General features: G+C 43.8%; 16 protein-coding genes, 3 tRNA genes, 1 pseudogene and 1 riboswitch. Of the genes and pseudogenes, 13 read left to right on the forward strand and 7 right to left on the reverse strand.

The genetic code is table 11. The annotated features are described in order from the left end of the window. Nucleotides 1-216: 216 nt before the first annotated feature. A tRNA-Leu gene (locus tag HMPREF3208_RS00050) sits at nt 217-297 on the reverse strand. A 78-nt stretch (nt 298-375) separates the two neighbouring features. Continuing rightward, nucleotides 376-448: transfer RNA gene (locus HMPREF3208_RS00055), tRNA-Thr, on the reverse strand. Nucleotides 449-870: 422 nt separating this feature from the next. Here HMPREF3208_RS00055 and pgi point away from each other — a divergent pair. From pgi to HMPREF3208_RS00105, 10 genes are all read left to right on the forward strand, one after another. Then, the gene (pgi, locus tag HMPREF3208_RS00060) at nt 871-2,565 is read left to right on the forward strand and encodes a glucose-6-phosphate isomerase (RefSeq protein WP_064346626.1); all 1,695 of its coding nucleotides are present in this window, start codon (nt 871-873) and stop codon (nt 2,563-2,565) included. A 291-nt stretch (nt 2,566-2,856) separates the two neighbouring features. Beyond that, nucleotides 2,857-3,015, forward strand: a riboswitch (M-box (ykoK) riboswitch). A gap of 111 nt (nt 3,016-3,126) precedes the next feature. Beyond that, nucleotides 3,127-3,333 carry a hypothetical protein gene (locus HMPREF3208_RS00065; RefSeq protein WP_016636703.1) on the forward strand — a complete coding sequence of 69 codons (207 nt, stop codon included), beginning with the start codon at nt 3,127-3,129 and terminating at the stop codon, nt 3,331-3,333. A gap of 76 nt (nt 3,334-3,409) precedes the next feature. Continuing rightward, nucleotides 3,410-5,158, forward strand: a complete 1,749-nt coding sequence (locus HMPREF3208_RS00070; RefSeq protein WP_064346628.1) for an ABC transporter permease — start codon at nt 3,410-3,412, stop codon at nt 5,156-5,158. A gap of 67 nt (nt 5,159-5,225) precedes the next feature. Further along, complete coding sequence (locus HMPREF3208_RS00075; RefSeq protein ID WP_016636701.1) at nt 5,226-6,743, forward strand: ABC transporter ATP-binding protein; 1,518 nt, start codon at nt 5,226-5,228, stop codon at nt 6,741-6,743. 226 nt (nt 6,744-6,969) lie between these two features. Continuing rightward, nucleotides 6,970-7,335, forward strand: coding sequence for a 50S ribosomal protein L19 (rplS, locus tag HMPREF3208_RS00080; RefSeq protein ID WP_004105329.1), 366 nt, complete (start codon nt 6,970-6,972; stop codon nt 7,333-7,335). Nucleotides 7,336-7,361: 26 nt separating this feature from the next. Then, nucleotides 7,362-8,171 (forward strand): signal peptidase I, encoded by an 810-nt coding sequence (gene lepB / locus HMPREF3208_RS00085; RefSeq protein WP_064346630.1) that lies wholly within the window; start codon nt 7,362-7,364, stop codon nt 8,169-8,171. Between the two features lie 133 nt (nt 8,172-8,304). Then, on the forward strand, nt 8,305-9,012 hold the full coding sequence (locus tag HMPREF3208_RS00090; RefSeq protein ID WP_081091134.1) for a ribonuclease HII: 708 nt from the start codon (nt 8,305-8,307) through the stop codon (nt 9,010-9,012). Nucleotides 9,013-9,077: 65 nt separating this feature from the next. Continuing rightward, a complete protein-coding gene (locus HMPREF3208_RS00095; protein ID WP_064346631.1) occupies nt 9,078-10,181 on the forward strand; it encodes a LacI family DNA-binding transcriptional regulator in 1,104 nt (367 codons plus the stop codon). Between the two features lie 209 nt (nt 10,182-10,390). After that, nucleotides 10,391-12,904, forward strand: coding sequence for an ABC transporter (locus tag HMPREF3208_RS00100; RefSeq protein WP_196488939.1), 2,514 nt, complete (start codon nt 10,391-10,393; stop codon nt 12,902-12,904). Nucleotides 12,905-13,001: 97 nt separating this feature from the next. Then, on the forward strand, nt 13,002-13,802 hold the full coding sequence (locus tag HMPREF3208_RS00105; protein ID WP_155639934.1) for an HNH endonuclease family protein: 801 nt from the start codon (nt 13,002-13,004) through the stop codon (nt 13,800-13,802). 47 nt (nt 13,803-13,849) lie between these two features. Here HMPREF3208_RS00105 and HMPREF3208_RS00110 read toward each other — a convergent pair whose 3' ends face one another. The 3 genes from HMPREF3208_RS00110 to trxA all read right to left on the reverse strand — a co-directional run bounded on the left by HMPREF3208_RS00110 (nt 13,850) and on the right by trxA (nt 17,240). After that, complete coding sequence (locus HMPREF3208_RS00110; RefSeq protein WP_064346633.1) at nt 13,850-15,454, reverse strand: MDR family MFS transporter; 1,605 nt, start codon at nt 15,452-15,454, stop codon at nt 13,850-13,852. Between the two features lie 272 nt (nt 15,455-15,726). Further along, on the reverse strand, nt 15,727-16,713 hold the full coding sequence (locus tag HMPREF3208_RS00120) for an aggregation-promoting factor C-terminal-like domain-containing protein (RefSeq protein WP_016636693.1): 987 nt from the start codon (nt 16,711-16,713) through the stop codon (nt 15,727-15,729). 191 nt (nt 16,714-16,904) lie between these two features. After that, the gene (trxA, locus tag HMPREF3208_RS00125; RefSeq protein WP_016636692.1) at nt 16,905-17,240 is read right to left on the reverse strand and encodes a thioredoxin; all 336 of its coding nucleotides are present in this window, start codon (nt 17,238-17,240) and stop codon (nt 16,905-16,907) included. A gap of 97 nt (nt 17,241-17,337) precedes the next feature. Between trxA and serS the strand changes: the two genes are divergently transcribed. The 3 genes from serS to HMPREF3208_RS00140 all read left to right on the forward strand — a co-directional run bounded on the left by serS (nt 17,338) and on the right by HMPREF3208_RS00140 (nt 20,720). After that, nucleotides 17,338-18,624, forward strand: a complete 1,287-nt coding sequence (gene serS / locus HMPREF3208_RS00130; RefSeq protein ID WP_064346637.1) for a serine--tRNA ligase — start codon at nt 17,338-17,340, stop codon at nt 18,622-18,624. A gap of 278 nt (nt 18,625-18,902) precedes the next feature. Then, a tRNA-Ser gene (locus HMPREF3208_RS00135) sits at nt 18,903-18,987 on the forward strand. A 380-nt stretch (nt 18,988-19,367) separates the two neighbouring features. Next, a complete protein-coding gene (locus HMPREF3208_RS00140) occupies nt 19,368-20,720 on the forward strand; it encodes a zinc ribbon domain-containing protein (protein WP_064346639.1) in 1,353 nt (450 codons plus the stop codon). Between the two features lie 27 nt (nt 20,721-20,747). Here HMPREF3208_RS00140 and HMPREF3208_RS00145 read toward each other — a convergent pair whose 3' ends face one another. Beyond that, nucleotides 20,748-22,061, reverse strand: a complete 1,314-nt coding sequence (locus HMPREF3208_RS00145; RefSeq protein WP_064346641.1) for a hydroxymethylglutaryl-CoA synthase — start codon at nt 22,059-22,061, stop codon at nt 20,748-20,750. A gap of 24 nt (nt 22,062-22,085) precedes the next feature. Next, nucleotides 22,086-22,619 (reverse strand): annotated as a pseudogene (locus tag HMPREF3208_RS00150) (hydroxymethylglutaryl-CoA reductase, degradative); the annotation flags it as partial.

Below are 22,619 nucleotides of genomic sequence, written 5' to 3' on the forward strand. Positions count from 1 at the left end.
GCACCAGTAACATATGACTGTTACTTTCTCAGTTTGTTAGCTGAATTATTAACAGTATTGAGAGTGTTGCTTATAACCCAGAATATTTATCAGCTTAGCTTTACACATTTTTTGAGCTACAACCCAATTATTGCGGGCATACGCGTCTAATTTTGTGATGGAAAAATAAAAAATCTCAGCGGAATATGAGGACATATCCGCATAAGATTCACAAAGTGCGCGAGATGGGACTTGAACCCACACGTCGTAAGACACAGGAACCTAAATCCTGCGCGTCTACCATTCCGCCACTCGCGCGCGTAGTTTCTGGATACAGCCAATCAAGCGTATAAACACAAATAAAACACAGCATTAATGCGCCCGAATGGGTCAGAGAGCCGCTTGACAGAATCGAACTGTCGACCTTCTCATTACGAGGGAGACGCTCTACCGACTGAGCTAAAGCGGCATGTTGCCCGAGACGCATTCGCGACTCGCGCACAAGTTAATCATTATACACTATATCTTCATATTTGTCTAGCTTGGCGTGCCGTTTTATAAACGCTGCTATGTCAGCGTTTGATATCCTGCATACCAACTCCCACTATAATACTCCCGCGGTAACAAAATTGATGATATTGCAAAGAAGCTTGAGTTATTGGTTGCGTATGTTCATTTTTATGTTCGTGTTCGCGTGTTTCTGTCTGCTTTTGTGAGTATCTTGTGAAGTGGATGATAGTGATACAGCGTGCAATCTTCTGCATAGTGTGCATGAATATATTGCAGCAATAATACATGCGATGATTCGTGGTGTCATAGTTTGTTCTATGAAAACGATGATTTGTTGGTTTGTGTATCACATCAGTTGAAAGAAATGAAAGGACCAAAACAATGGCCATCAATCCGCCAGTTGACGCCGTAAAAACCCCAGAATGGGCTGCATTGCAGAAGCATTACGACGAGTTGCAGTCTGAAGGCGTCTGCCTGAAGAAATGGTTTGCAGAGGATGCAGATCGTGTGGATAAGTTGAGCTTCGAAGCTGGAGATCTCCACTTCGATCTTTCTAAGAATTTAATTAAGCCTGAAACTCTTAAGCTTTTTGCCGACCTTGCAAAGGCTGTAAAGCTTGACGAGCGTACGAAGGCAATGTACACCGGTGTGCACATTAACAATACCGAAGATCGTGCAGTGTTGCACACTGCTTTGCGTCGTCCTGCAGAGGATGCTGGCAAGTTCATTGTGGACGGTCAAGATACCGTTGCAGACGTGCGTGAAGTGTTGGGTCGCATTTACGATTTTGCTAACGAAGTTCGTTCCGGCGCTTGGAAGGGCGTTACCGGCAAGAACATCAAGACCGTTGTAAACATTGGTATCGGCGGTTCTGATTTGGGCCCGGTCATGGTTTACGAAGCCTTGAAGCCATACGCTGACGCTGGTATTAGCGCTCGCTACGTTTCTAACATTGATCCAAACGACATGGCAGAAAAGACCAAGGATTTGGATCCAGAAACTACGCTTTTCATCATTGTTTCCAAGACCTTCACTACTTTGGAGACTTTGACCAACGCTCGTACCGCTCGTACCTGGTTGCTGAACAAGCTTCAGGAGTGCGGTGCTATTGACGGAAGCGACGCGAAGAAGGCTGAAGCTGTTGCTAAGCACTTCGTGGCTGTTTCCACCAACCTTGAGAAGGTTGAAGAGTTCGGCATCAACCCAACCAACGCCTTTGGCTTCTGGAGCTGGGTTGGCGGTCGTTACTCTGTAGATTCCGCTGTTGGTACTTCTTTGGCTGTGGTTCTCGGTCCAGAGCGCTTTGAAGAGTTCTTGAAGGGCTTCCACGCAATCGATACTTACTTTGCTGAGACTCCATTCGAGAAGAACGTTGTAGTGCTTCTTGGTATGCTCAACGTATGGTATCGCAACTTCTACAAGGTTGCTTCCCATGCTGTGCTTCCATACGATCAGTACTTGCACCGCTTCCCAGCTTATTTGCAGCAGCTCACCATGGAATCCAACGGTAAGTCTGTGCGCTGGGACGGCACTCCTGTAACAAGCGAAACCGGCGAAATCTTCTGGGGCGAGCCAGGCACCAACGGCCAGCACGCTTTCTACCAGTTGATTCACCAGGGTACTCAGCTTATTCCAGCTGATTTCATTGCTTTCGTGAACACGCCAAATCCTACTAAGGATGGCGATCAGGATGTGCACGAGCTCTTCTTGGGCAACTATCTTGCACAGACTAAGGCTCTTGCTTTTGGTAAGACTGCTGAAGAAGTTCGCGCTGAAGGTACTCCAGAGGAGATTGTGCCAGCTCGCGTATTCAAGGGCAATCGTCCAACCACTTCTATCTTCGGCGATGCTTTGACTCCATTTAGCTTGGGTGAGTTGATTGCTCTCTACGAGCACATCACCTTCGTTGAAGGCACTGTTTGGGGCTTGGATTCCTACGATCAGTGGGGTGTGGAGCTTGGCAAGCAGCTTGCAAAGCAGATTACTCCTGCAATCTCTAAGGATGATGAAGCTTTGGCAGCTCAGGATGCTTCTACCCAGAGCTTGATTCGCTTCTATCGTGCTCATCGTAAGTAATGCATTGAGTAATTGATTTAAGCCTCTTGATGATGAGATTCATCAAGAGGCTTTTGTTTATTATTGCAGTTTGTTTATTATTGCAGTTTGTACATTATGCGAGTATTTGCGCTGAGTTTACAGCGTGCGCTATATAGCACTTAGATAGTAGTTACTTTATTGAATTTGTTGCGCTGAATACATACAAGTGCTTGTGTTTATTTTTGGAATGTGGGTTTTATCAATAAGTGTTGATAATACTTTGTTTTTAAGAGAATTGCGGTTGACTTAAAGGTGATAATAATTTATAATGAGCACGGTCGGTAGGTAAGGCTACCACGGGGATACGGGTTGCTGCCGCAACACAGTGGAGACACTGCAAGTTGGTTAACAGTTGTTGTCGAATTCAAGGCTTCAACTAATGCAACGCCACCGCCCTGCGAAGCTGAAGCTTGAACGATGAAGGTGATTGCGAGCAACTGTGTTGTTGCTGCTTGCTTGTGCCTTGGTTCTTATAAGCCTCCGATTCAGTGAAGATTTGATTTTGCGTTGGCGCGCACAGGTTGTAGGAGGTGATTTGCCGTGAAACAAGACAGTAGTAGTTGTAATCAGAGTACTCATAGTGCTGTTAGTGATGATTCAGACAGTGTTAGTAGTAGTACGGACGTTCCTCCTGAATATATAAAAGCCGGCAATCGCCACCAAAATGTTTGCGATGAAAGATTCACAGTGAAGGATTTGTATCTGGAAGTTTCGTGCGTAAATTGCGAAGTGAAGTCTCAAATTTAAGCAAAATATAGCTTAAACGCAAAAATAGTGGTGATAAGCGGCTCTCGAAAAAACAAGCGTTCCCCGAGGACTTATCATGACAATATTTACAACATCTGAAAAAAGCGGAGCAGGCACGCAAGTAGACGAAAACACTCGTTTTTGGTCCGATATTATTGTATGCATAGGAATAATTGCACTATTTGGCGTAAGTGCCTTCCTTTTGCAATGTATCAATCAGCCAATTGGTCCGAGTGGTATTCCTTCTAAAGTGTCTACTGACTTAATCAATCTACCTTATTACACCTTACGATCAGTATTCCGTATGCTTCTTGCGCTAGTGGCATCGCTTATTTTTACTATTGTGTATGGATCTCTTGCAGCGCGTAGCCGTAGACTTGGTAAAGTACTTATTCCACTGCTTGATATTTTGCAGTCTGTGCCAATTCTTGGCTTCCTTTCGGCAACGGTTACTATTTGGTTAGTGTTGTTCCCTGGTTCTATGCTTGGCGTTGAAGCTGCTTCGATTTTTGCTATTTTTACCAGCCAGGCATGGAATATGACTTTTTCATTCCATCGATCACTACTTAGTGAGCCAAAAGAGCTGGATGAGGCGGTTCGCAGTTTGCAACTTACGCATTGGCAGCGATTCTGGGTGCTGGATATGCCGAACTCAATGATTCCTCTTCTTTGGAATTGCATGATGTCGGTTGGCGGCGGCTGGTTCTTCCTTACAGCATCCGAAATGATTTCTGTAAACAATCACACTTATGCGCTTCCAGGAGTTGGTAGTTTTGTGGCACAATCCGCCGCAGAAAACAAGCTTGGAAATATTTGGTGGGCGATTGCTTCGATGGTTATGGTTGTTTTGGCGCTTGACTTCTTCTTGTGGAAGCCGCTTACTGCTTGGGCTGAGCGTTTCCGCATTACGCAGAGCGCTTCGGACGATGAGCGTCACAGTGCTATTTTGACGCTTATTCGTCATTCTCATGCGGATGAAGTTATTAGTAGGTTGTTCTCACCAATTCGTGAATGGCTTGATCTTGTTACGCGTCCGTTTGGTCGCACAGGTTCTAAGTGGCCATCTAAGGCTTCTCAGCGTAAGATTGGCGATTTGCTCTTCAACATTGTGATGGTTGTGTTAATAGTGGCTTGCGCTGCTCAAATGCTGTACTTTGTGGCTACGCGCGCTGGCTTACAAGAGTTTGCTACAGCTGGAGCGTTGGGTGCTTTGACTTTTATGCGCGTTGCTGTACTGATTTTTGTAAGCTCGCTTATTTGGGTGCCAGTAGGTGTGTACATTGGCATGAATCCTAAGATTTCGCGTATTATGCAGCCGGTTGTGCAAATTCTGGCTAGTTTCCCAGCAAACTTCATATTCCCGTTTGCAATGATGTGGTTTATGGCTTGGCATATTGACCTTGGTTGGGGAAGTATTATTTTGATGACGCTTGGTACGCAATGGTACATTCTTTTCAATGTTATTGCTGGTGCAAGTGCTATTCCGGATGATTTGCGCGAAATGACGCGTAGCTTCCGTTTGAATAATGCGTTGCGTTGGAAAGCCCTTATTTTGCCTGCAATTTTTGGATCTTGGTGCACCGGTGGTATTACTGCAGCGGGCGGTGCATGGAATGCGTCGATTGTTGCAGAGATTGTGGAATATGGTAAGAATCATATGGAAACCCAAGGTTTGGGTGCATATATTACTGCTGCTACAACTAGGGGTGATTCTGTGAAAACGCTTGTAGGTGTAACAGTTATGAGCTTAATTGTTGTGTTAAGTAATCGACTGTTCTGGACGCCTTTGCAAAGGTATTCCGAAAAAAGGTATGTTCTCAATTAAATCGACTGAATAAATCGACTGAATAAATCCGCTAAATTAGATTTTATATAACAGATTGGCAAATATTATGAACACTTTGAACAAAAAAGCTGAATCAACTGTGCCAGCCTCAATTACAAGCGATATTATCGATGCAAAGCACATCAGTCAAAGTTTCACTTCCGACAGTGGTACCACGCAACACGTTTTGCATGATATTTCTTTCACTCTTCGCGAAGGTGAGATTGTTGCAATTCTGGGACGTTCAGGAGCTGGAAAATCCACTTTTCTTCGTACAATGGCAGGTCTTGTGCAGCCAACTGAAGGCACGGTAACATATCGAGGTCGTGAGCTTACTGGGCCAAACCCTGGTGTAGCTATTGTGTTCCAAACTTTCGCGCTTATGCCATGGCTTACCGTGCAAGATAATGTGGAGCTTGGTTTGCGTGCTCGTGGTGTGAGCAAGGAAAAACGCACTGAGCTTGCGTTGGCTGCAATTGATGCAATCGGCTTGGATGGTTTTGAAACTGCTTACCCGAAGGAACTTTCTGGCGGTATGCGTCAGCGTGTGGGTATTGCTCGCGCTTTAGTGTTGCGTCCGGATGCACTGTTTATGGATGAACCATTCTCTGCACTGGATGTGCTTACTGCTGAAAATTTGCGTCAGGAAGTGTTGAAGTTATGGTCGAGCGAAGAGCGCGATATTAAGTCTGTGCTTATTGTTACGCACAATATTGAGGAAGCTGTGCAAATGGCTGATCGTGTGGTCGTACTTGGTTCGCATCCTGGTCATTTGATTGCAGATGTGAAGGTTGATTTACCTCGTCCACGTGACAAGCACAGCGCTGAATTTGAGGCAATGGTTGATAATTTATATGCCATTCTTACAGGTTCTGCTCCAGAAAGTGCAGCTGAGCAAGATAATGATGAAGTTGCAGATGCTCAAGATCAAACTCAGGCTGCTGCAACTGCTGATACTGAAGACACTGAAGCTGCAGCCATTGCGGATATGCTTATTCAACGTCACCATGACGATGAGGATGAAGACAAACAGAACGAAACTGAAGCTGAATCCGGTGAAGCGAAAACAGAGCCTGTATCAGTTCGTTTGCTTCCAAATGCAACTCCAGGTGGTATGGCTGGTTTGCTTGATGTTATTTCAGAAAATCCAGATGGCATCGATTTAGCTGATTTGGCTGCAGACTTGTCGTTTGAAATTGATGACTTGTTCCCATTAGTTGATGCTGGCCGTATGCTGAATCTTATTACTGCTGAAAATGGTCATATTGCTATTACTTCTGCTGGTGAGGAATGGCATAATGCAGATATTTTGCATAGTAAGCAGGTATTTGCACGACTTTCGTTGGAACACGCCCCGCTTGTTCACGCAATTGATCAGGCATTGAGCCGTAATCGTAACGGAAAACTTCGAGGCGAGTTGATTTTGGATCTATTACGCAGTAAGCATACTGATGCGTTGGCTCGTCAGCAATTTGATATTGCGATTAGTTGGGGTCGTTATGGCGAATTGTTTGATTACGATGCTGATGATGACGAGTTGACTCGTACTGTTGAAACTGCTCCGCTTGATGGAGTTTCACGCTGAAATAGTGCCAAAGAATGTCCATTATTATGCATAGATTTAATATCTGTATGCTTTCGACGAAAGAATGCCGCATAGTTTTTTTGTCTTTGAGGTCTAGCTGCTTCTTTTATTGAGATTGCGCGGATCGGAAGCTCCTAAAAAGCGAACTTTTTAGGGAAAACTACGCTAGAACACTTGTTTCTAGCGCTAACTATACGTCGGTATGCGGCGGCGATGGAGGAATATTATGGTGAATGCTGTAGAAGCATTTGATGCGAAGCATCTTAAGGCTGCTGAAGAAATTCCAGCTTTCCGTCCTGGTGATACCGTTGATGTCAACGTTAAGATTCAGGAAGGTAACAACACTCGTATTCAGACCTTCACCGGTGTGGTGATTGCTCGTAAGGGTGCTGGCGTTCGTGAGACTTTCGTTGTGCGTAAGGTGAGCTTCGGCACTGGTGTTGAGCGTCGCTTCCCACTTCATTCCCCAGCTATCGATTCGATTAAGCTGGTTCGTAGTGGTCGCGTTCGTCGCGCTAAGCTTTACTACTTGCGCGCTTTGCGTGGTAAGGCTGCTCGTATTGCCGAGCGTCGCGATAACTCTGCTAAGTAAAATTAGGATTAAGGTGAGGATTACTTATGGCATTTCGTGGCACGCAAATGAGCGATAATCATATCGTTGCTGTAGCGGGTCATGGCTTGGATCCTTCACCGGTTCCACCAGAGCCGGAGGGTTATGTACCGTCCGGCTCTCACGTATCTACACATAGAAAAGCTACTAAGAATTACAGTAAAAATAACCGTTTTGCACATGCGCGTCGCAATGAGGGAGATCGTTTCTCGCTGCGTGACGTATTGGTATGGTTTGGTATTCCAATCTTTTTGGTTTTGCTTGTGCGTCTATTTTTACTGGGTGCGTACACTATTCCATCGGGTTCTATGCTTGATACTATTCACATCGGTGATTATGTAATTACTACAAAGCTTACGCCACGAGTATTTCCATTGCAGCGTGGAGACATAGTAGTTTTTGAAGATCCTGCGCATTGGTTAAGTGGTGAAAGTGCAGTCAATGGTGTAGTCGGTAAAGATTTAATTAAGCGTCTTATAGGATTGCCTGGCGACACTGTTGAATGCAAAGGTCCTGGAGAACCTATTGTTGTTAATGGAGTTGAAGTTCACGAATCTGCGTATATTCGGCCAGGCGTTGACCCAAGTGCTTTTCCATTCAAAGTGAAAGTTAAGCCAAACCATGTGTTTGTGATGGGAGATAATCGCGCCAACTCCGCTGATTCTCGTTATCATCGTAACGATGGTGATGATGGTTTAGTGCCGATTTCAAAGATTGAGGGTGTTGCGGTATTCCGTTCATGGCCAATTAGCAGAATTGGTTTTTTGGATGATCATCACGATGCTTTTGATAGTGTGCCTAATCGGTCTGCGCAATAGTATGTATGTGCACATATTTATGTAATCTTTAATAGCATCTTATGCTTGTGAATTGTTCGTGATTACTAGTTTTGCATGCATAAGTGTGCAATAGTTATCAATAAGTCGAGAGTCTGTTAGTAAAGTTTTAATGATGCCAGCTAAATCTTCTCATATGCCACTTATTCCATCTTTTCACTATGAGCAGGCGTTACTTGTTGAAGGCTACGATTGGGTTATTGGCCTCGACGAAGTTGGTAGAGGGTCACTCGCAGGACCCGTGATGGTTGGTGCTGCAATTATTGGTGCAACTCAAATTACAGCACAAGCCATGCCTGAAGGTTTGGCTGATTCTAAATTGCTTACTGAACGTCGGCGTGAGATGCTTTATGAGCCATTACAGCAATGGTGTACTACTTGGGCAGTCGGTTCCTGTACGAATCGAGAAATTGATGAGTGGGGTATAAGTTATGCGCTTGGCGTAGCTGCTTTGCAAGCAATTGCGCAAGTTGAAATAGCTATCAATAAATTGTGTCCCAATAAAGAACATCGTTTTGCTGCAATACTGGATGGCCCTTACGATTATATTGATAAAGTCGCTGATACTTTTGACGCACCGTATGTACCTTCCCCAGTAAAAGTGCATACCTTAGTAAAAGCAGATCGGCAATGTGCAAGCGTTGCTGCAGCTGCAGTATTAGCAAAAGTTACGCGAGATAATCTTATGGTGTCATTGTCCGCAAAACCGCAATATAAAGTTTATGATTGGGCAAGCAATAAAGGTTACGGTTCTTTGGCTCATCGTCTTGCAATTAAAAAAGTAGGTCCAAGTGATTTGCATAGATTATCTTGGCATCTTTAGAGTACTTGAGTATCAACTTATTATTAAGTTGTGATTGGTAAAACATTATTGAGCGAGGATTACATATGACAAAAAGCAGAGAGAAACGTGTGTCAATGCTTGATGTTGCGCATGCTGCTGGAGTAAGTCATCAAACGGTTTCTCGTGTTATTAACAATTCGCCAGATGTTTCTGCAAACACGCGTATGCGAGTATTGCATGTGATTCAGCAACTTGGATATCATCCCAGCAATTCTGCTCGGTCTTTAGCAACACAACAATCGCGTACGTTAGGACTTATTGTTGGTGCAGAAACAAGTTTTTCGCGTGATATTATTGCTCCTATCGAAGCTCAAGCTAAAGCACGTGGATTGTTCCTTTCGGTGAGCATGGTTAATGAGATATTGTGCGAGCAGAGTGATATTCGTGCGTTGTGTGAAAGTTTTGAAGAACAGAATATAGATGGTCTTATTGTTGATGCGCAAACGGATGCAATATTTACATCATTGTGTCATACACGCATCATGAAACCTTGCGTGTGTATTACATCTACCCACGGTGCCATAAGTGCTCACGAAGGTATACATCTGCTGCGTTGCCACAGTAATGTAGATTATTCATTAATCGGTATGAATCAATGGCGTGTTATGAACGATATTGTGTCTCTTATTTCACATTATGGTCATCGTCATGCTATTTATTTTGCTGGTCCTGCACAATGGAGGGGAGCTGCAACACGCTTAATTGCGTGGAGATCGTTGTCTGCAATGCAGGGTATCCGTTCTCATATTGTGCAATGTGCATCATGGAAATCTTCGGAAACATATGCGCGTATGAATCATATGTTAGAAAAATTTGGTATGGAAGGTATTACTCTTCCGAGTATTGTTGTTACTTCAAGTGATGAGCAGGCAGTGGGTGTTGTGCGTTCATTGTATGAACATGGTTTAAAAGTTCCGAGCGATATTAGTGTAATAGGTTTTGGTGATATGCCTGCAATGAGTGATTTTTTCCCACCTCTTACTACGGTTAATGTTGATACGCAACAGTTGGGTTCATTGGCTGTTCGCGAGGTTTTGCGTTTAATGCATCATGGTCCTGAACCAGCATTTCCCGACATGGCTCATGGTGTTGGCCAGATACCTGCAAGTGTTGTTGTTCGTTCTTCGCTTGCGGCTGTGTTACGATAAATCTTTTTAAGAACAAAATGTTCGTGAAACACTCGTGAAACACCAGTGATGAGTTTTTAGAAAAGGCATAAAAACGGCTTAAAATCAGCATAATAAGGCGATTGTCGGCGTGTTGATGGTGCGTGTACAGCGTAATCTTAAAAGAAGTTGGGACATACTATTTTTAAAGGATTTAAGACAAAGATTAGGATAAAGAAAAGGACCGGGAGATGATAAATCGCTGTTTTGCGTTCGTACCAGGCATCAAACATTTAGTTGCTTTAAGGTCGGCGTGTCTTGCGATTTCTTCTCTTATGAATATCGCATTTGTATATGTATGTGTTGGCATGCTTTCGCCAATACTTCGACCTGTGCGCTCGTTAGGTACTTCCTTAATGAGTTCTGTGGAATTTACTTCTTACATCATTGCGTTAGCGGCAATCATTTTATTAAAATATGCAACTTTTCATTGGGCATGCACTATATCGACAGATATTGAATCACGCGTAGCGATGCGTTTGCGACCTAAGATGTTGCATGCCATGTTATCGTTGCGTTCGTCAAATGTTGAAAGTTTTGGTGATTTTGCTACGCTCTCAGTCAATGACGACATTGCTGCAATTCAACACTGCATTGCGATTCTAGTACCGCAAATTGTGGCTGCTATTCCTATTCCTTTAATTATTGCTGCAGTTTTGTGTACTGTTAATCCTGCAATTGCTGGTATTTGTGCTTTAGCTGCAGTATGTAATGGCATAGCTATGGCTTTAGTACTGGTTTTGGGAGCTTCTTATTGGCGTTGTTTGAGTGCGTTCTGCGCATATGGTATTACCAGCATTGCAATTGTTGCAACAGTTTGGTTGTCGTCAGTGAGGGGTGTTGGTCTTGCTGCAGCGCTATTGACTATGCCATTATTAATGTTAAGCGTTCAACCGTTGCGAAACGTAAGTAAGCATATGCATGTGCTACGTCATGCTGTGCACGGTATGCGTCATGTTGAGACATTGTTGAAAACTGTTACTGATTCTTCTGCACCAATAGCATTTAGCGACGATGGCACAACCTTATCTTTGCCAGATGGTGCTACTAACATCGCTTTGCGTATGCGGTGCGATATTCCAGAAAACCGTGATTCTAATCATGAAGTTCAGCGTGTATCAATAATTGCTCGTTCTGGTCAGGTGCAAGTTGTTCCCAGCAAGTATCAGTCTGTGATGCGTGAAGGTATACTTTCGGGAACTGGCTTTACAACAACTGCTGATGTGCTGCTCTCGTATAATGATCGTTATGAAGTGCAAGAAGACGACATTTCACCATTTGTTGTTTCGGATGCGTTTGATGCGAATGAGCATGCTTCATATTTACCATTACATGATGTTACTTCTGGAGCTTTAGCAGACGTTGTTACGCTTGTTAGTGAAAGAAGTCACTTATTTGCTACTACTTTGCGCGAAAACTTATTGCTGGCTGCACCAACTGCTACAACAACCGCAATGTGGGATGTTTTGCGCGCTGTGCGCGTGGATGGTATAGTCTATGCAGATTATGACGGCTTAGACATGCCAATTGAGCGTTTACTGCATAATCCTGAAGCAACATATAAACCTGCTGATATTATTCGTCGTATTATTCTTGCACGAGCTTTATTACGTCGTACACCAGTATATATTTTCGATTATTCTGCGGAAACGATAAGTGATTTTGAAGCAAAAGCACTTATGAAAGTGTTACGTCGTATGGCACGCTCGTCAACTGTAATAGTTCTTATGCCGAATGATGCTGGAGTTACTTCTGCAGATGCTAATGTAACAGTAGAAACGCATCTTCATATTGCTAACACTGATCTTCAGCATGTTTCGCAATCTCAAGAATCTTCCTCATCTCAGCATTCTGTTCATACCATCAATGCCTCTTTGTCGGAACTAACGTCTTTAGGTCGAACTCGTGCTGTGTCAAAAGTTAAGCGAGTAGTATTTGCTATTATTTCAACGTTTATTACTGCATTGAATCTCGTGGCTGCGGTATGTATTCCGGTAACTATTGTTGCTGCAATGTTTGCAGTCGCAGGACGACCAATATTTGGTTTCGGAATGCAACAGTGTGTGCTAGTAGCTGTAGCTTGCATGTTAATTCGAGCACTTACACTAGTGTTATCTTTTGCTGGTATTGATATGCATCATGATCGTTTACATAAAGCTCATATCAGTATGAATGTTGGCATGATTTGTGCAGTTATACCGTTGATTGTTGTGCTGTACTACTTAGACACCAATTTGGCATACTTAGCAATAGTAGCTTGTGTACTTATGGTGTTGATAATGCCTCAATATTTGTTGATGCGTTCAAAGCATATTGTAAATAAGGTGTGTGTTGAGCAGCGCGAAGTTGAGCGTGAAGTCAGTGATATTGAGCTTGGTATCGATGAAGTATTAGCATTCCGCCAGGGTGAGCATTGTGTTAACCGTATGATTGCTTCTATGAATAAAGTTGCGCAGCAAAACATGCGTTTAGCGCGTAAAATTGCTGGAGTTTCATCGTTTGTGCTAGGCGTGTCGTTATTAGCTATTGCGTTTGCAGCTTTAATTGTTTCGCATACTATTCATCCTGTGCCAGCAAATATTCCAGCCTGGAGCACTGTGTATGCTGTTATGGCAATAGTGTTGCTAGTTGTTCTGATTCAACAAGTGGTGGACGTAGTGTTGCAGCGTATACCATCTATGGTTCATATAACATCTACTAAATAAAATTTTTGATGAACGCTTAATGAACTTTGTGGTAATACTCGTTGTGTTAAAATCGTTATTTTAAGAATATGCATACGTTAAGTTGGGGGGACTAAATATGCGTAATAATGATATACAAGAGTTGCGTTGGCAGAGCTTATCGCATCAATCGCAACGTAGTAGCAACAACATAAAGCAACGTAACAATCGCAATCAACCTCGTAGACAATGGTTTGCATTATGTTGGCTACTGGTACTCGCTATACTATGCGGTATTGTTATTGGTCTTATATTGCCAAAAATTAATCATACTGCTGGTCAACTTACTGGTGAATACGAAGCAAATGGGGAAGCTGCTCAGGTATTACAAAAGCTTCATATTGCTCATCCTCATCGTTCAGGGTATGAGCGTCAAGTATTTGGCTACCGAACTACTGATGATGATGGTAATGGCTGTGATGTGAGAGAAGATGTGCTCGCACGTGATTTGCAAGATATTCGATATAAGTATGCTGGATCGTGTCAAGTGCGTTCAGGATTATTACATGATCCTTATACGGGTAAAGATATTCGCTTTGTGCGTGGGCGAAAAACCAGTGCTTTAGTGCAAATCGATCATGTTGTTGCATTGCAAAATGCGTGGGAATCTGGAGCATGGAAGTGGAATACTGCTAAGCGTTTGAAATTTGGTAACGATATGCTTAATTTGCTTGCCGTACAAGGTGCTGCTAATCAAGAGAAAGGTTCTGCATCTGCTGCGTATTGGCTACCATCGAATAAATCGTTTCGTTGTGCGTATGTAGCTCGTCAGATTGCTGTCAAATATAAGTATGGTTTAACAGTAACGCGTGCAGAAAAGCAGAGTATGGTAGCAGTATTGCATAATTGCAATGTACAAAGCTTACCTTCAGATAAGTAAGGGTTAACCTCAGCATCTACATCCAAATAATATGTGAGGAAACGGTTTTAATACTGGTGATGTGTGTGATCGTGCATAACATCATGATGCTCAACAGTGTGAGGAATATGCAATATGCGCATGCGGTCAATGGCTCTACGCGCAAGATTATGTGCAGAACCAGTATTTTCACCCTTGACCCCAAAGATCACGAGTAATGCCATAACTCCAGTGATAATAGCGCTAATACGTAGTGTCCATTGCACGCCAAAAATACTCGCAGCAACATCTGCAGCATGTCCTGTGCCAGTAACAGAGTGATGCCAGGTAGTCAGTACTGTCATAGTAACTACAAGCACAGGCGCACCAATTGCACCCCATAGCTGGCGCATAGTATTGGTGACTGCAGAACCATCGCCAAGCTCTTGAGATTGCAGACAATTAAGAGACCAAGTTGTTATTGGCATAAGAAGGAATCCCATGCCTATTTGTCGCGTGAATTGCCAAATAGAAATCCACCAAATCCACGTATGCATGTCAATAAGGCTCATCATCACAGTGCCAAAAAGCAAAATAATAGAACCTGCCATGGCAACTGGACGCACGCCAAAACGATCCAACATGCGACCGCCAAAGTACTGCGAAATAGCCATGCCAAATGCGCCTGGAAGTAAAATTAAGCCACTCATAGTAGCAGAAAAACCGCGATCAGATTGAATATACAGCGGAATGAGCACCATAATAGAGCTAAAAGCGAAGAAAGTAAGACATGCACAAATAGTGCCAATCATAAAATAACGATTTTTTAATACGCCAAGACCAAGCAATGGAGTATGACCGCGTCGTTGTGTACGAAGTTGACGAAGTACAAACCAAGCAATACCAACAGCCCCAACTACCATAGGCACCCAAGAAAGTGGGTGCGCAATTCCGCATGCTTCAATATTAGTAAAGCCAAACATTAAACCGCCAAAACCAATAATTGACAAGCCTACTGAGAAAAAGTCAGCATGAGCATGAGGGTCATGTTCGCCAAAATTATGGAGGAAAAGAGTAGATAGAACCACTGAAATAATACCGATAACAGTTAAAGAGAAGAAAATAGAGCGCCAACCATTAATGTCAGTTTGCAAACCGCCAATAGTAGGGCCGATTGCCGGTGCAATACTCATAGCCATGCCAACACTGCCCATAGCTACGCCACGTCGTGTAACAGGATAAACAGAGAATACTGTGATCTGAAGCACAGGCCACATAACTCCCGTGCCAATAGCTTCCAGCGTGCGTCCAAGCAATGCCATGACAAAGTCATTACTCAGCCATGCCAACACGGAACCGAGAGTAAACAGCAGCATGGAAGTAATAACAATTTGACGAGTGGAAAATCGACGCGTTAAGAATGCTGTAAGAGGCACCATAATAGCCATAATCAGCTGAAAAATAGAAGTAAGCCACTGGCCGGTAGTAACACTAATGCCAAATTCGTGAACAATTGTTGGAAGAGCAGCAGTTAGCTGAAGTTGCGCAAAATTACCAATAAAAGTAATAAACGTAAGAATAGCGAGAGAAATAAATGCTGGACGTGTAAGACGATTATTGTGATAGGCTTCTTCGCCAACTAGCGCATGACTGAGATTATGGCTTGTGCGAGATAACCAAGTTGATTGTGTCACAATAAAACATCCTTTGCTTATATCATTCAGTTGTATATAGTAGTTGCACAATACGTAATTATGCAAAAGCTTGTGCTTAGTAGGCTGCTTCGCAATAAGAAAATTGTCAATAAGCTGCTTAAAACAGCAACTTATTCACTTTGTGCTCTCATGTGCAATATTGCAACAGTACGCAACGTACAGGTAGTACTTAGTGCTGCGAATAGTGTCACTCATAACGTGAATCTTGAATTAAGCTTCACGCAAAAATAAGATTTTAAAATTTATAGTAATCAGTAGCTTCGGTAAGCAAGCCAATGATTGTACGCACCCTGAATAGAACCGTAACGACCATTGCAATAATTCCAGAACCAGCGAAGCTGCGTTTGATAATTCGTAGCCCAGTCAGCGCCAGCAGAAGCCATTTTGCCGCCTGGCAAAGCTTGCGGTAAACCGTAAGCTCCAGAAGGATTCATGGCGTTCACGCGCCAACCGGATTCATGAGAAATAATAAACACAGTAGCAGTAAAATCTGCTTCAGAATAACCGTTAGAAAGCAGCCAGTCATGTGCCCACTGCTGCATCTCGCCAGCTGGAACCGTGGTACCAATGGAAGATGCCAAGCTGCTACTTACCGAAGTCCCGCCAGTGCCAACGAGAATAACTTTATCTTTTGGTGCTTTCTTCACGTAAGAAGCGAAGATATTGGAGGAAACAACTTTACCTTTTGCACGCGTAACGATTTTTGTTGTTTCCATTACGCCATTAGCGCCATCACTTTGCACTTTTTCAGTGCCCTTTGGCAGAGCAGCTGTTTCCTTCTTAACGACGTTAAAAGCAATCGCATCGTCTGAAGTTTCTAACTTTGCGCCAGCACGATTAATTGTAATAACTGTTGATTCGTCAACCTTCGTAGTAAGCGATGGTGTTACAACATCATGCGCTTCAAGTGTAATATCTCCAGCCTCAAGTACAGATTTAACATCAGTAAAATGAGTGCCTAAAACAGTGCGATGATGACCATTGATAACTACGTTAATATACGATGTTGCACCTTTGTTGAGTGCCTCTCGCGCAGCACCACGAGAAACCTGTGTAGTATCAGTAGCAGAATATGCGGTAAGTGGAGCAGTGTGACCTTGAGCTGAAGTATAAAAACCACGCGAAGCAAAACCAAGCGTCACCAAAGCTGCGAAGCCTGCAATAATTGCACCCAACTTTGCCCATTGACGTAAACTGAGCGAACTAAGTGTAACAGTATGCTTGCGGTGACTGGTCATAACCCTCCTTATTTCTGCAATTAAGCTACTCGTAAACACATGCAGTGTAAATTAACAAAACATGAGCAACGTGCACAAAATCGTTTCCAGTATATCTCGTGGCGTATATCTTGTTATATGCATCACATTTTACGGTGTTAGCATTACAGTGTTATAACTATTTTTGCAACGTATTGATGCTATCAAGACTTTTAATTATTTTTTGCTTCATACTTTTTTGCTTGCTCAACTAAATCTTCTAAATCAGAAGCAAGGAGTGATCCGGCTTGACGATAAATAACTTCTCCTCGTTTAATAACCATAATTGTTGGAACAGCTTTAATTTGAGCAGCTTCAGCAATTTCATTACTTTCGTCAATATCAATTTTGACAAAAGGAATGTCAGGATATTTTTCGCTAACTTTCTCAAAAATTGGACCAAACGCACGGCATGGACCACACCAAGTAGCCCAGAAATCAACAACAACAATTTCATTCGTTGAAGCAATTTTTTCAAAATTTTCTGTATTTGCATGTATTGCTGCCATAGCATCCCCCTATATATTGTGCGTATTTTAATCATTATATCTGTCGGCGTGCATAAAACTTAGGCTTCTGTCGCCTTGCGGCACTAGGCTAGGGGTCATGCTTGATATCCAATTTATTCGTGAACATGCCGACGTAGTTAAGGAATCGCAGCGCAAGCGTGGCGAGTCCGTTGAACTCGTTGATGAAGTATTACGCAATGATGATTTGCGTCGTAGTGCGTTGAAAGCTTTTGAAGCTGCTCGTGCTGAACAGAAGGCAATTGGTAAAAAGGTTGCAACTGCTCCTGCGGAAGAAAAAACTGCTTTGATTGCTGAAACTAAAGAGCTTGCTCAGAAGGTGGCTGCATATAAGGCTGAGTCCGAAAAAGCTACTGCCGACTACACGACTGCTATGTGGAAGCTTTCTAACATCGTCGAAGATGAAGCTCCAGAAGGCGGTGAAGATGACTATGTGGTCGTTAAGAAGGTTGGTACGCCTCGCGATTTTGCAGCTGAAGGTTTTGAGCCGAAGGATCATTTGACGCTTGGAACTGGCGTTGCTGGCATCGATATGCGTCGTGGTGTAAAGGTTGCTGGCTCTCGCTTCTACTTCTTGCGCGGCGCTGTGGCTCGTTTGCAAATTGCAATGCTCACTATGGCTGTAGATCAGGCTGAGGAACACGGTTTTACGCTTGCCATTACACCAACGCTTGTTCGTCCAGAAGTAATGCGTGGCACTGGCTTCTTGAATTCTCACGCGGATGAGATTTACCGTTTGCGTGAGCCGGATGATCAGTATTTGGTCGGTACTTCCGAAGTTGCTTTGGCTGGTATGCATGAGGATGAGATTCTTGACTTAAGCAATGGTGCTTTGCGTTATTGCGGATGGTCGAGCTGCTACCGTCGCGAGGCTGGTGCCGCCGGTAAAGATACTTCCGGAATTATTCGTGTGCATCAGTTCGACAAGGTTGAGATGTTCGTTTACTGCAAGCAGGAAGATTCTCGCGCTGAGCATCAGAAGTTGCTAGGTATGGAGCAGGAAATGCTTGCTAAGGTGGAAGTGCCTTATCGCATTATTGATACTGCTGCAGGTGACCTTGGTTCTTCTGCTGCTCGTAAGTTTGATTGCGAAGCCTGGGTTCCAACGCAGGGTCGTTACCGTGAGCTTACTTCTACTTCTAACTGCACTGAGTATCAGGCTCGTCGCTTGAATGTGCGTGAACGCATGGAAGATGGCGGAACTCGCCCAGTTAGCACGCTTAACGGCACTTTGGCTACTACCCGCTGGCTTGTGGCTATTTTGGAAAATCATCAGCATGAAGATGGTTCGATTGATATTCCAAAGGCAATGCAGGCTTATATGGGTGGTAAGGAAGTGATTGAGCCGACGAAGTGGGAAGCATAAGTGTTGTATGTTGCTTCATTGCTTTGAGGTTTTATTATCCAGATTTTAGTCTGTAGTTTTGTACGTAATTGCGTGCGCAAGTTTTTGTGCTTGCGCACGTTTTTGTTTGCAAACATGTGTGGTGGCGTAATATGAGGTTTTTCAAATAACAGTGACTTGCTGTTAGAGGCTGAGAAATAAAGTATGTGAGCAAGATGAATGTTGTGCGTTCCATGCATGGTGATAAGCTTAACCTTCGTGCGTTGAAAGCGACAATTTGATTGCTTTCGTGCGCAAATGGATGGGTGTCCGAGCGGTCTAAGGAGACGGTCTTGAAAACCGTTGTAGGGAAACCTACCGCGAGTTCGAATCTCGCCCCATCCGCAGAATAATAAGCTTCAAGCGTATTTTGCGCTTGAAGCTTTTTTATTCTGCCGAGCTTTCTTAGAACTGAAAGTGCAGTGCACTTTCAGTGAAAGCGAGGTCTGCCTGCGTCCCGATTGACGCAGTCAGGGCAGATTGGTATGTTCCAATGCAAGCGAGGTCTTTCTGCGTCTCGATTGACGCAGGCAGTGCAGATTAGTTTGGTTTGTGATAGCGAGTGTTTGGGGACTTGGGTGGGGTGTAAGTCCACAAAAGCGCGCAACCTTCCCCGCGTTTGTGCGACGACTTGCTTTCGCGCTTAAAGCGTAGCGCTCAAGCAGATCGTCGCGCAAGCTCTGAGGCGCTTTCTATGCTATAATCTCACCCAGTGAGGGTTTCATATGTTTTGTATTAATTGTGGTAATCGCCTTAACGGTACTGGCAAGTTTTGCGCAAATTGCGGCGCGAGGGTAGAAGATGCAGATTCTCAGCAGCAGCCGCTTGTTTACGTTCAGCAGCTTAATCCAGTCAAACCGAAGTTTTCCAAGTTCCTTGCAGTATTAAGTCAACCTAAGAATCTTATTATTACCGTAATCTCCGCTGTTGTTGTAATTGTGCTAGTTGTATGCACTTGCGTATGGTATTTCCGCTCAAATAATAATTCTTCATCAACTCGCGGTGCAAATTCTAATCTGAATGCTGTGGGCAACACTTTTCATCACGGAAGTGCGCCTAAAGCTTTAACTCAAGACGATATTATTTCAAATGCCGGTAAAGCCTACAAAAATGTGATTAATAGCGGATCTTATACTTCTACTAATTTTCCTCAGCATTACAGTTATTACTATGCATTGTGGGATATTGATGGCGACAATATCCCGGAAATGGTTGTTACTGCGTCTGAAGGGTTCAATATTGGTGAAGATGAATATATTCACGTATTCTCGTATAAAAATGGGAAGATTGTTTCGTACCCGGACATTATAGATAGGCATGATATTTATGAAGAGCGTGGCACTATGTTCTTCGGCGGTAATCATGACGGTATTGTTGTTGCAAGATCGTATCAAACTCCTGAAAATGATGGTGTTGATGGTCTTCCTTGGCATGTGTATACATACAAAATTAATGGTAAGAGTTTTGATAAATCTACGGTTGACGTTGCTAAGCCTATAGAATTTAAGACCAAATTTACTACAGGCTCGTTGGCTGGTTTGCAAAATTTCGTGTATCCAAAATTTGTGTCCGTTAACGACTTAACTGATATAAACAATCTGATTAATACTCCGAATTTAACTCCTGAGCAGAAGAAGATGAATAAAACCATTAATGAGTGGCTCGAAAAAGGGTATCAAGTTTTTTCTGGAACTGTTAAGAGGTTGAGCGCTGAAGAAGCGTACGATTATCCTGGTACTACTCCAAATGATCCAAATGCTAAGGATGAAGTTATGAAATCTCTTAACGAAGGAAACGGTACTTTTGACATTATTGCATTAGATCAGAAGCGTTCGGGTAACGGTTTTTGCAGTGGAATGTATGGTGGGTTTATGCCAAGTCACATGATATTTGATCTTGTTTCTGTTCGATTTGATAATTCGGATAAAGATCAGGCTGCGTTTGTTGAAAAGTATGCGGGCAAAAAGATTATGGTTGCGGCTCGCCCAGGTAGTTACGACGGTGGAAATTGGATGGAATTGCCGGCTCGCCAGCCTACTGTGGGTGAGATTCATTTGATAAAGGAGTATAGCGAGTAGTTTTGGTCGCCTATTTTGTGGCTCGCTTTAGTTCGAACGATAGTGGCGCTCTTGCGATGATATGCCGTCCAGGAAGAAGTGTGCGCGCTCGCGGTGAGACGTATCGCTTACGAAATCTTCCGGAGCGTAAGGCGCAACGCTAGAAAACATCGCTTCGTAATCTGCAACGCTTAATCGCACTCTAGAATCGAGCATATCCGCGTGCTCTCGAGCAAACAGCGCTTCTTTAAATCCTGGAACAAGAGTTGCGCTAAAGAACTCGCCAACAGCGCCGGAACCGTAAGAAAATAGGCCGATTTTATCGCCGCTTTTAAGTGGAGGAAGCTCGCTATTTTCGTGAGTGCATCCGTCTAACTCAAGTCCGTCTAACTCAAGCAAAGACAACAATCCCAAATACAGGGAACCCGTATAAATATTGCCTACGCGACGGCTGTACTTTGTGCTGGTTTCGTAGCGCGAAAGTAGGCATTTACGTGATGATTCGCTTAAGTTGGTAGCGTTGCAAGTATTGGTAGCGTTGCAAGTATTATCGCAAGAATCCATCGCCGCTTTAAGCGCTTTCAAACCCATTTTCGTATACGGCAAATGGAAGCAAAGCCCTGCAAAATCGTTGAAATTGCAATTGTTTTGCGCACAATACTTTTGCCACACGTCGCAGAAAAACTGTATATACTGCTCAGTCGAGAACTTGCCGCGAGCAAGCGCTGTGTCCTGGTAAACCGGTCGCCAAAAGTCTTGAATATCCGCAGATTTTACAACACTATCGTCGTTAATTTTAAGCACGTGCGGATTCGTGCTAACTAACATTGCCACAGCCCCTGCTCCCTGCGTTACTTCGCCAGGAGTTGCAAGACCGTATCGCGCAATATCGGCCGCAATAACGAGCACTTGCGGATCTTTTTCTGCGTGCGCGCGCACGTAATCGCATGCCATCATCAAAGCCGCGGTGCCGCCGTAGCAAGCTTCTTTTACTTCAATGCAACGCACCCACGGCGTGAGTTTTAACAGATTCTGAACGTATAGCGCGCTAGATTTGCTTGCGTCGACGCCGCTTTCTGTGCCCACGATGAGCATTTTGAGACGATTGCTATCGATGTGGGGTAGGAGTGGGTGCGCGGCTTCGGCGGCGAGAGTAACGATGTCTTGGTGATTAGGCGGCACGGATTGCTCGCTTTGGCCGATGCCGATTGTGAATTTGTTAGGGTCGATTCCGCGCGCGTTTGCCAGATCTGTGAGATTTAAGTAGTAGTGTGGGGTAGCAAAAGAGATGCGGTCGATGCCGACGGTGGTTTGTGGGGTGGTGGTTTGTGGGGCGATTGTTTCGGTATTTTTTGTGCTCATTTTTCCTAAATTCCTAAATTTTCCTCAATTTTTACTTGATTCACGTAACTTTTTAAGCAATTGCGCAACTTTTTCTGTAGTGCGCTCTGATGCGCTAAGTTGCATAAGATTATGCGCGATTTGTTGGATTTCTGCGCCTTTTGCGCCGGCTGCTATTGCAATATTTGATGCCTGCAATGCCATGTGACCTGCTTGAATTCCAGGTCCTGCTAGAGCACGAAGAGCTGCAAGATTTTGCACTAATCCGAGAGCTGCAAGAGTGTCTCTAAAGTCGTTTGCATTTTTATATTTGCCGATTCTGATTGCGAGTTTTGCCATTGGAAGAGATGAGATTGAGCCGCCAACAATGCCAACTTGTAGTGGAATTTCAATACGACCATGGAGTATGATTTGGTGGTTTAAGGTTTCAGTGTTCCATGTTGACAGTGGTAGGTAGCGACCGGAGTGCGCCGCCCACGCGTGTGCTGCCGTTTCTAGCGCTCGCGTATCATTTCCTGACGCGAGCGCGGCTCCTGCAATGCCGTTGAGGATGCCTTTGTTGTGCGTGGCGGCGCGATC

The sequence above is a fragment of the Gardnerella vaginalis genome (assembly GCF_001546485.1).
GTDB classification, from domain to species: Bacteria; Actinomycetota; Actinomycetes; order Actinomycetales; family Bifidobacteriaceae; genus Bifidobacterium; species Bifidobacterium vaginale_D.

Bases quoted from the DNA above. Each gene is read 5' to 3' on its own strand.
- pgi (WP_064346626.1), top strand. From the start codon at position 871: ATGGCCATCAATCCGCCAGTTGACGCCGTAAAAACCCCAGAATGGGCT.
- HMPREF3208_RS00070 (WP_064346628.1), top strand. From the start codon at position 3,410: ATGACAATATTTACAACATCTGAAAAAAGCGGAGCAGGCACGCAAGTA.
- HMPREF3208_RS00075 (WP_016636701.1), top strand. From the start codon at position 5,226: ATGAACACTTTGAACAAAAAAGCTGAATCAACTGTGCCAGCCTCAATT.
- rplS (WP_004105329.1), top strand. From the start codon at position 6,970: ATGGTGAATGCTGTAGAAGCATTTGATGCGAAGCATCTTAAGGCTGCT.
- lepB (WP_064346630.1), top strand. From the start codon at position 7,362: ATGGCATTTCGTGGCACGCAAATGAGCGATAATCATATCGTTGCTGTA.
- HMPREF3208_RS00090 (WP_081091134.1), top strand. From the start codon at position 8,305: ATGCCAGCTAAATCTTCTCATATGCCACTTATTCCATCTTTTCACTAT.
- HMPREF3208_RS00095 (WP_064346631.1), top strand. From the start codon at position 9,078: ATGACAAAAAGCAGAGAGAAACGTGTGTCAATGCTTGATGTTGCGCAT.
- HMPREF3208_RS00100 (WP_196488939.1), top strand. From the start codon at position 10,391: ATGATAAATCGCTGTTTTGCGTTCGTACCAGGCATCAAACATTTAGTT.
- HMPREF3208_RS00105 (WP_155639934.1), top strand. From the start codon at position 13,002: ATGCGTAATAATGATATACAAGAGTTGCGTTGGCAGAGCTTATCGCAT.
- HMPREF3208_RS00120 (WP_016636693.1), bottom strand. From the start codon at position 16,713: ATGACCAGTCACCGCAAGCATACTGTTACACTTAGTTCGCTCAGTTTA.
- trxA (WP_016636692.1), bottom strand. From the start codon at position 17,240: ATGGCAGCAATACATGCAAATACAGAAAATTTTGAAAAAATTGCTTCA.
- serS (WP_064346637.1), top strand. From the start codon at position 17,338: ATGCTTGATATCCAATTTATTCGTGAACATGCCGACGTAGTTAAGGAA.
- HMPREF3208_RS00140 (WP_064346639.1), top strand. From the start codon at position 19,368: ATGTTTTGTATTAATTGTGGTAATCGCCTTAACGGTACTGGCAAGTTT.
- HMPREF3208_RS00145 (WP_064346641.1), bottom strand. From the start codon at position 22,061: ATGAGCACAAAAAATACCGAAACAATCGCCCCACAAACCACCACCCCA.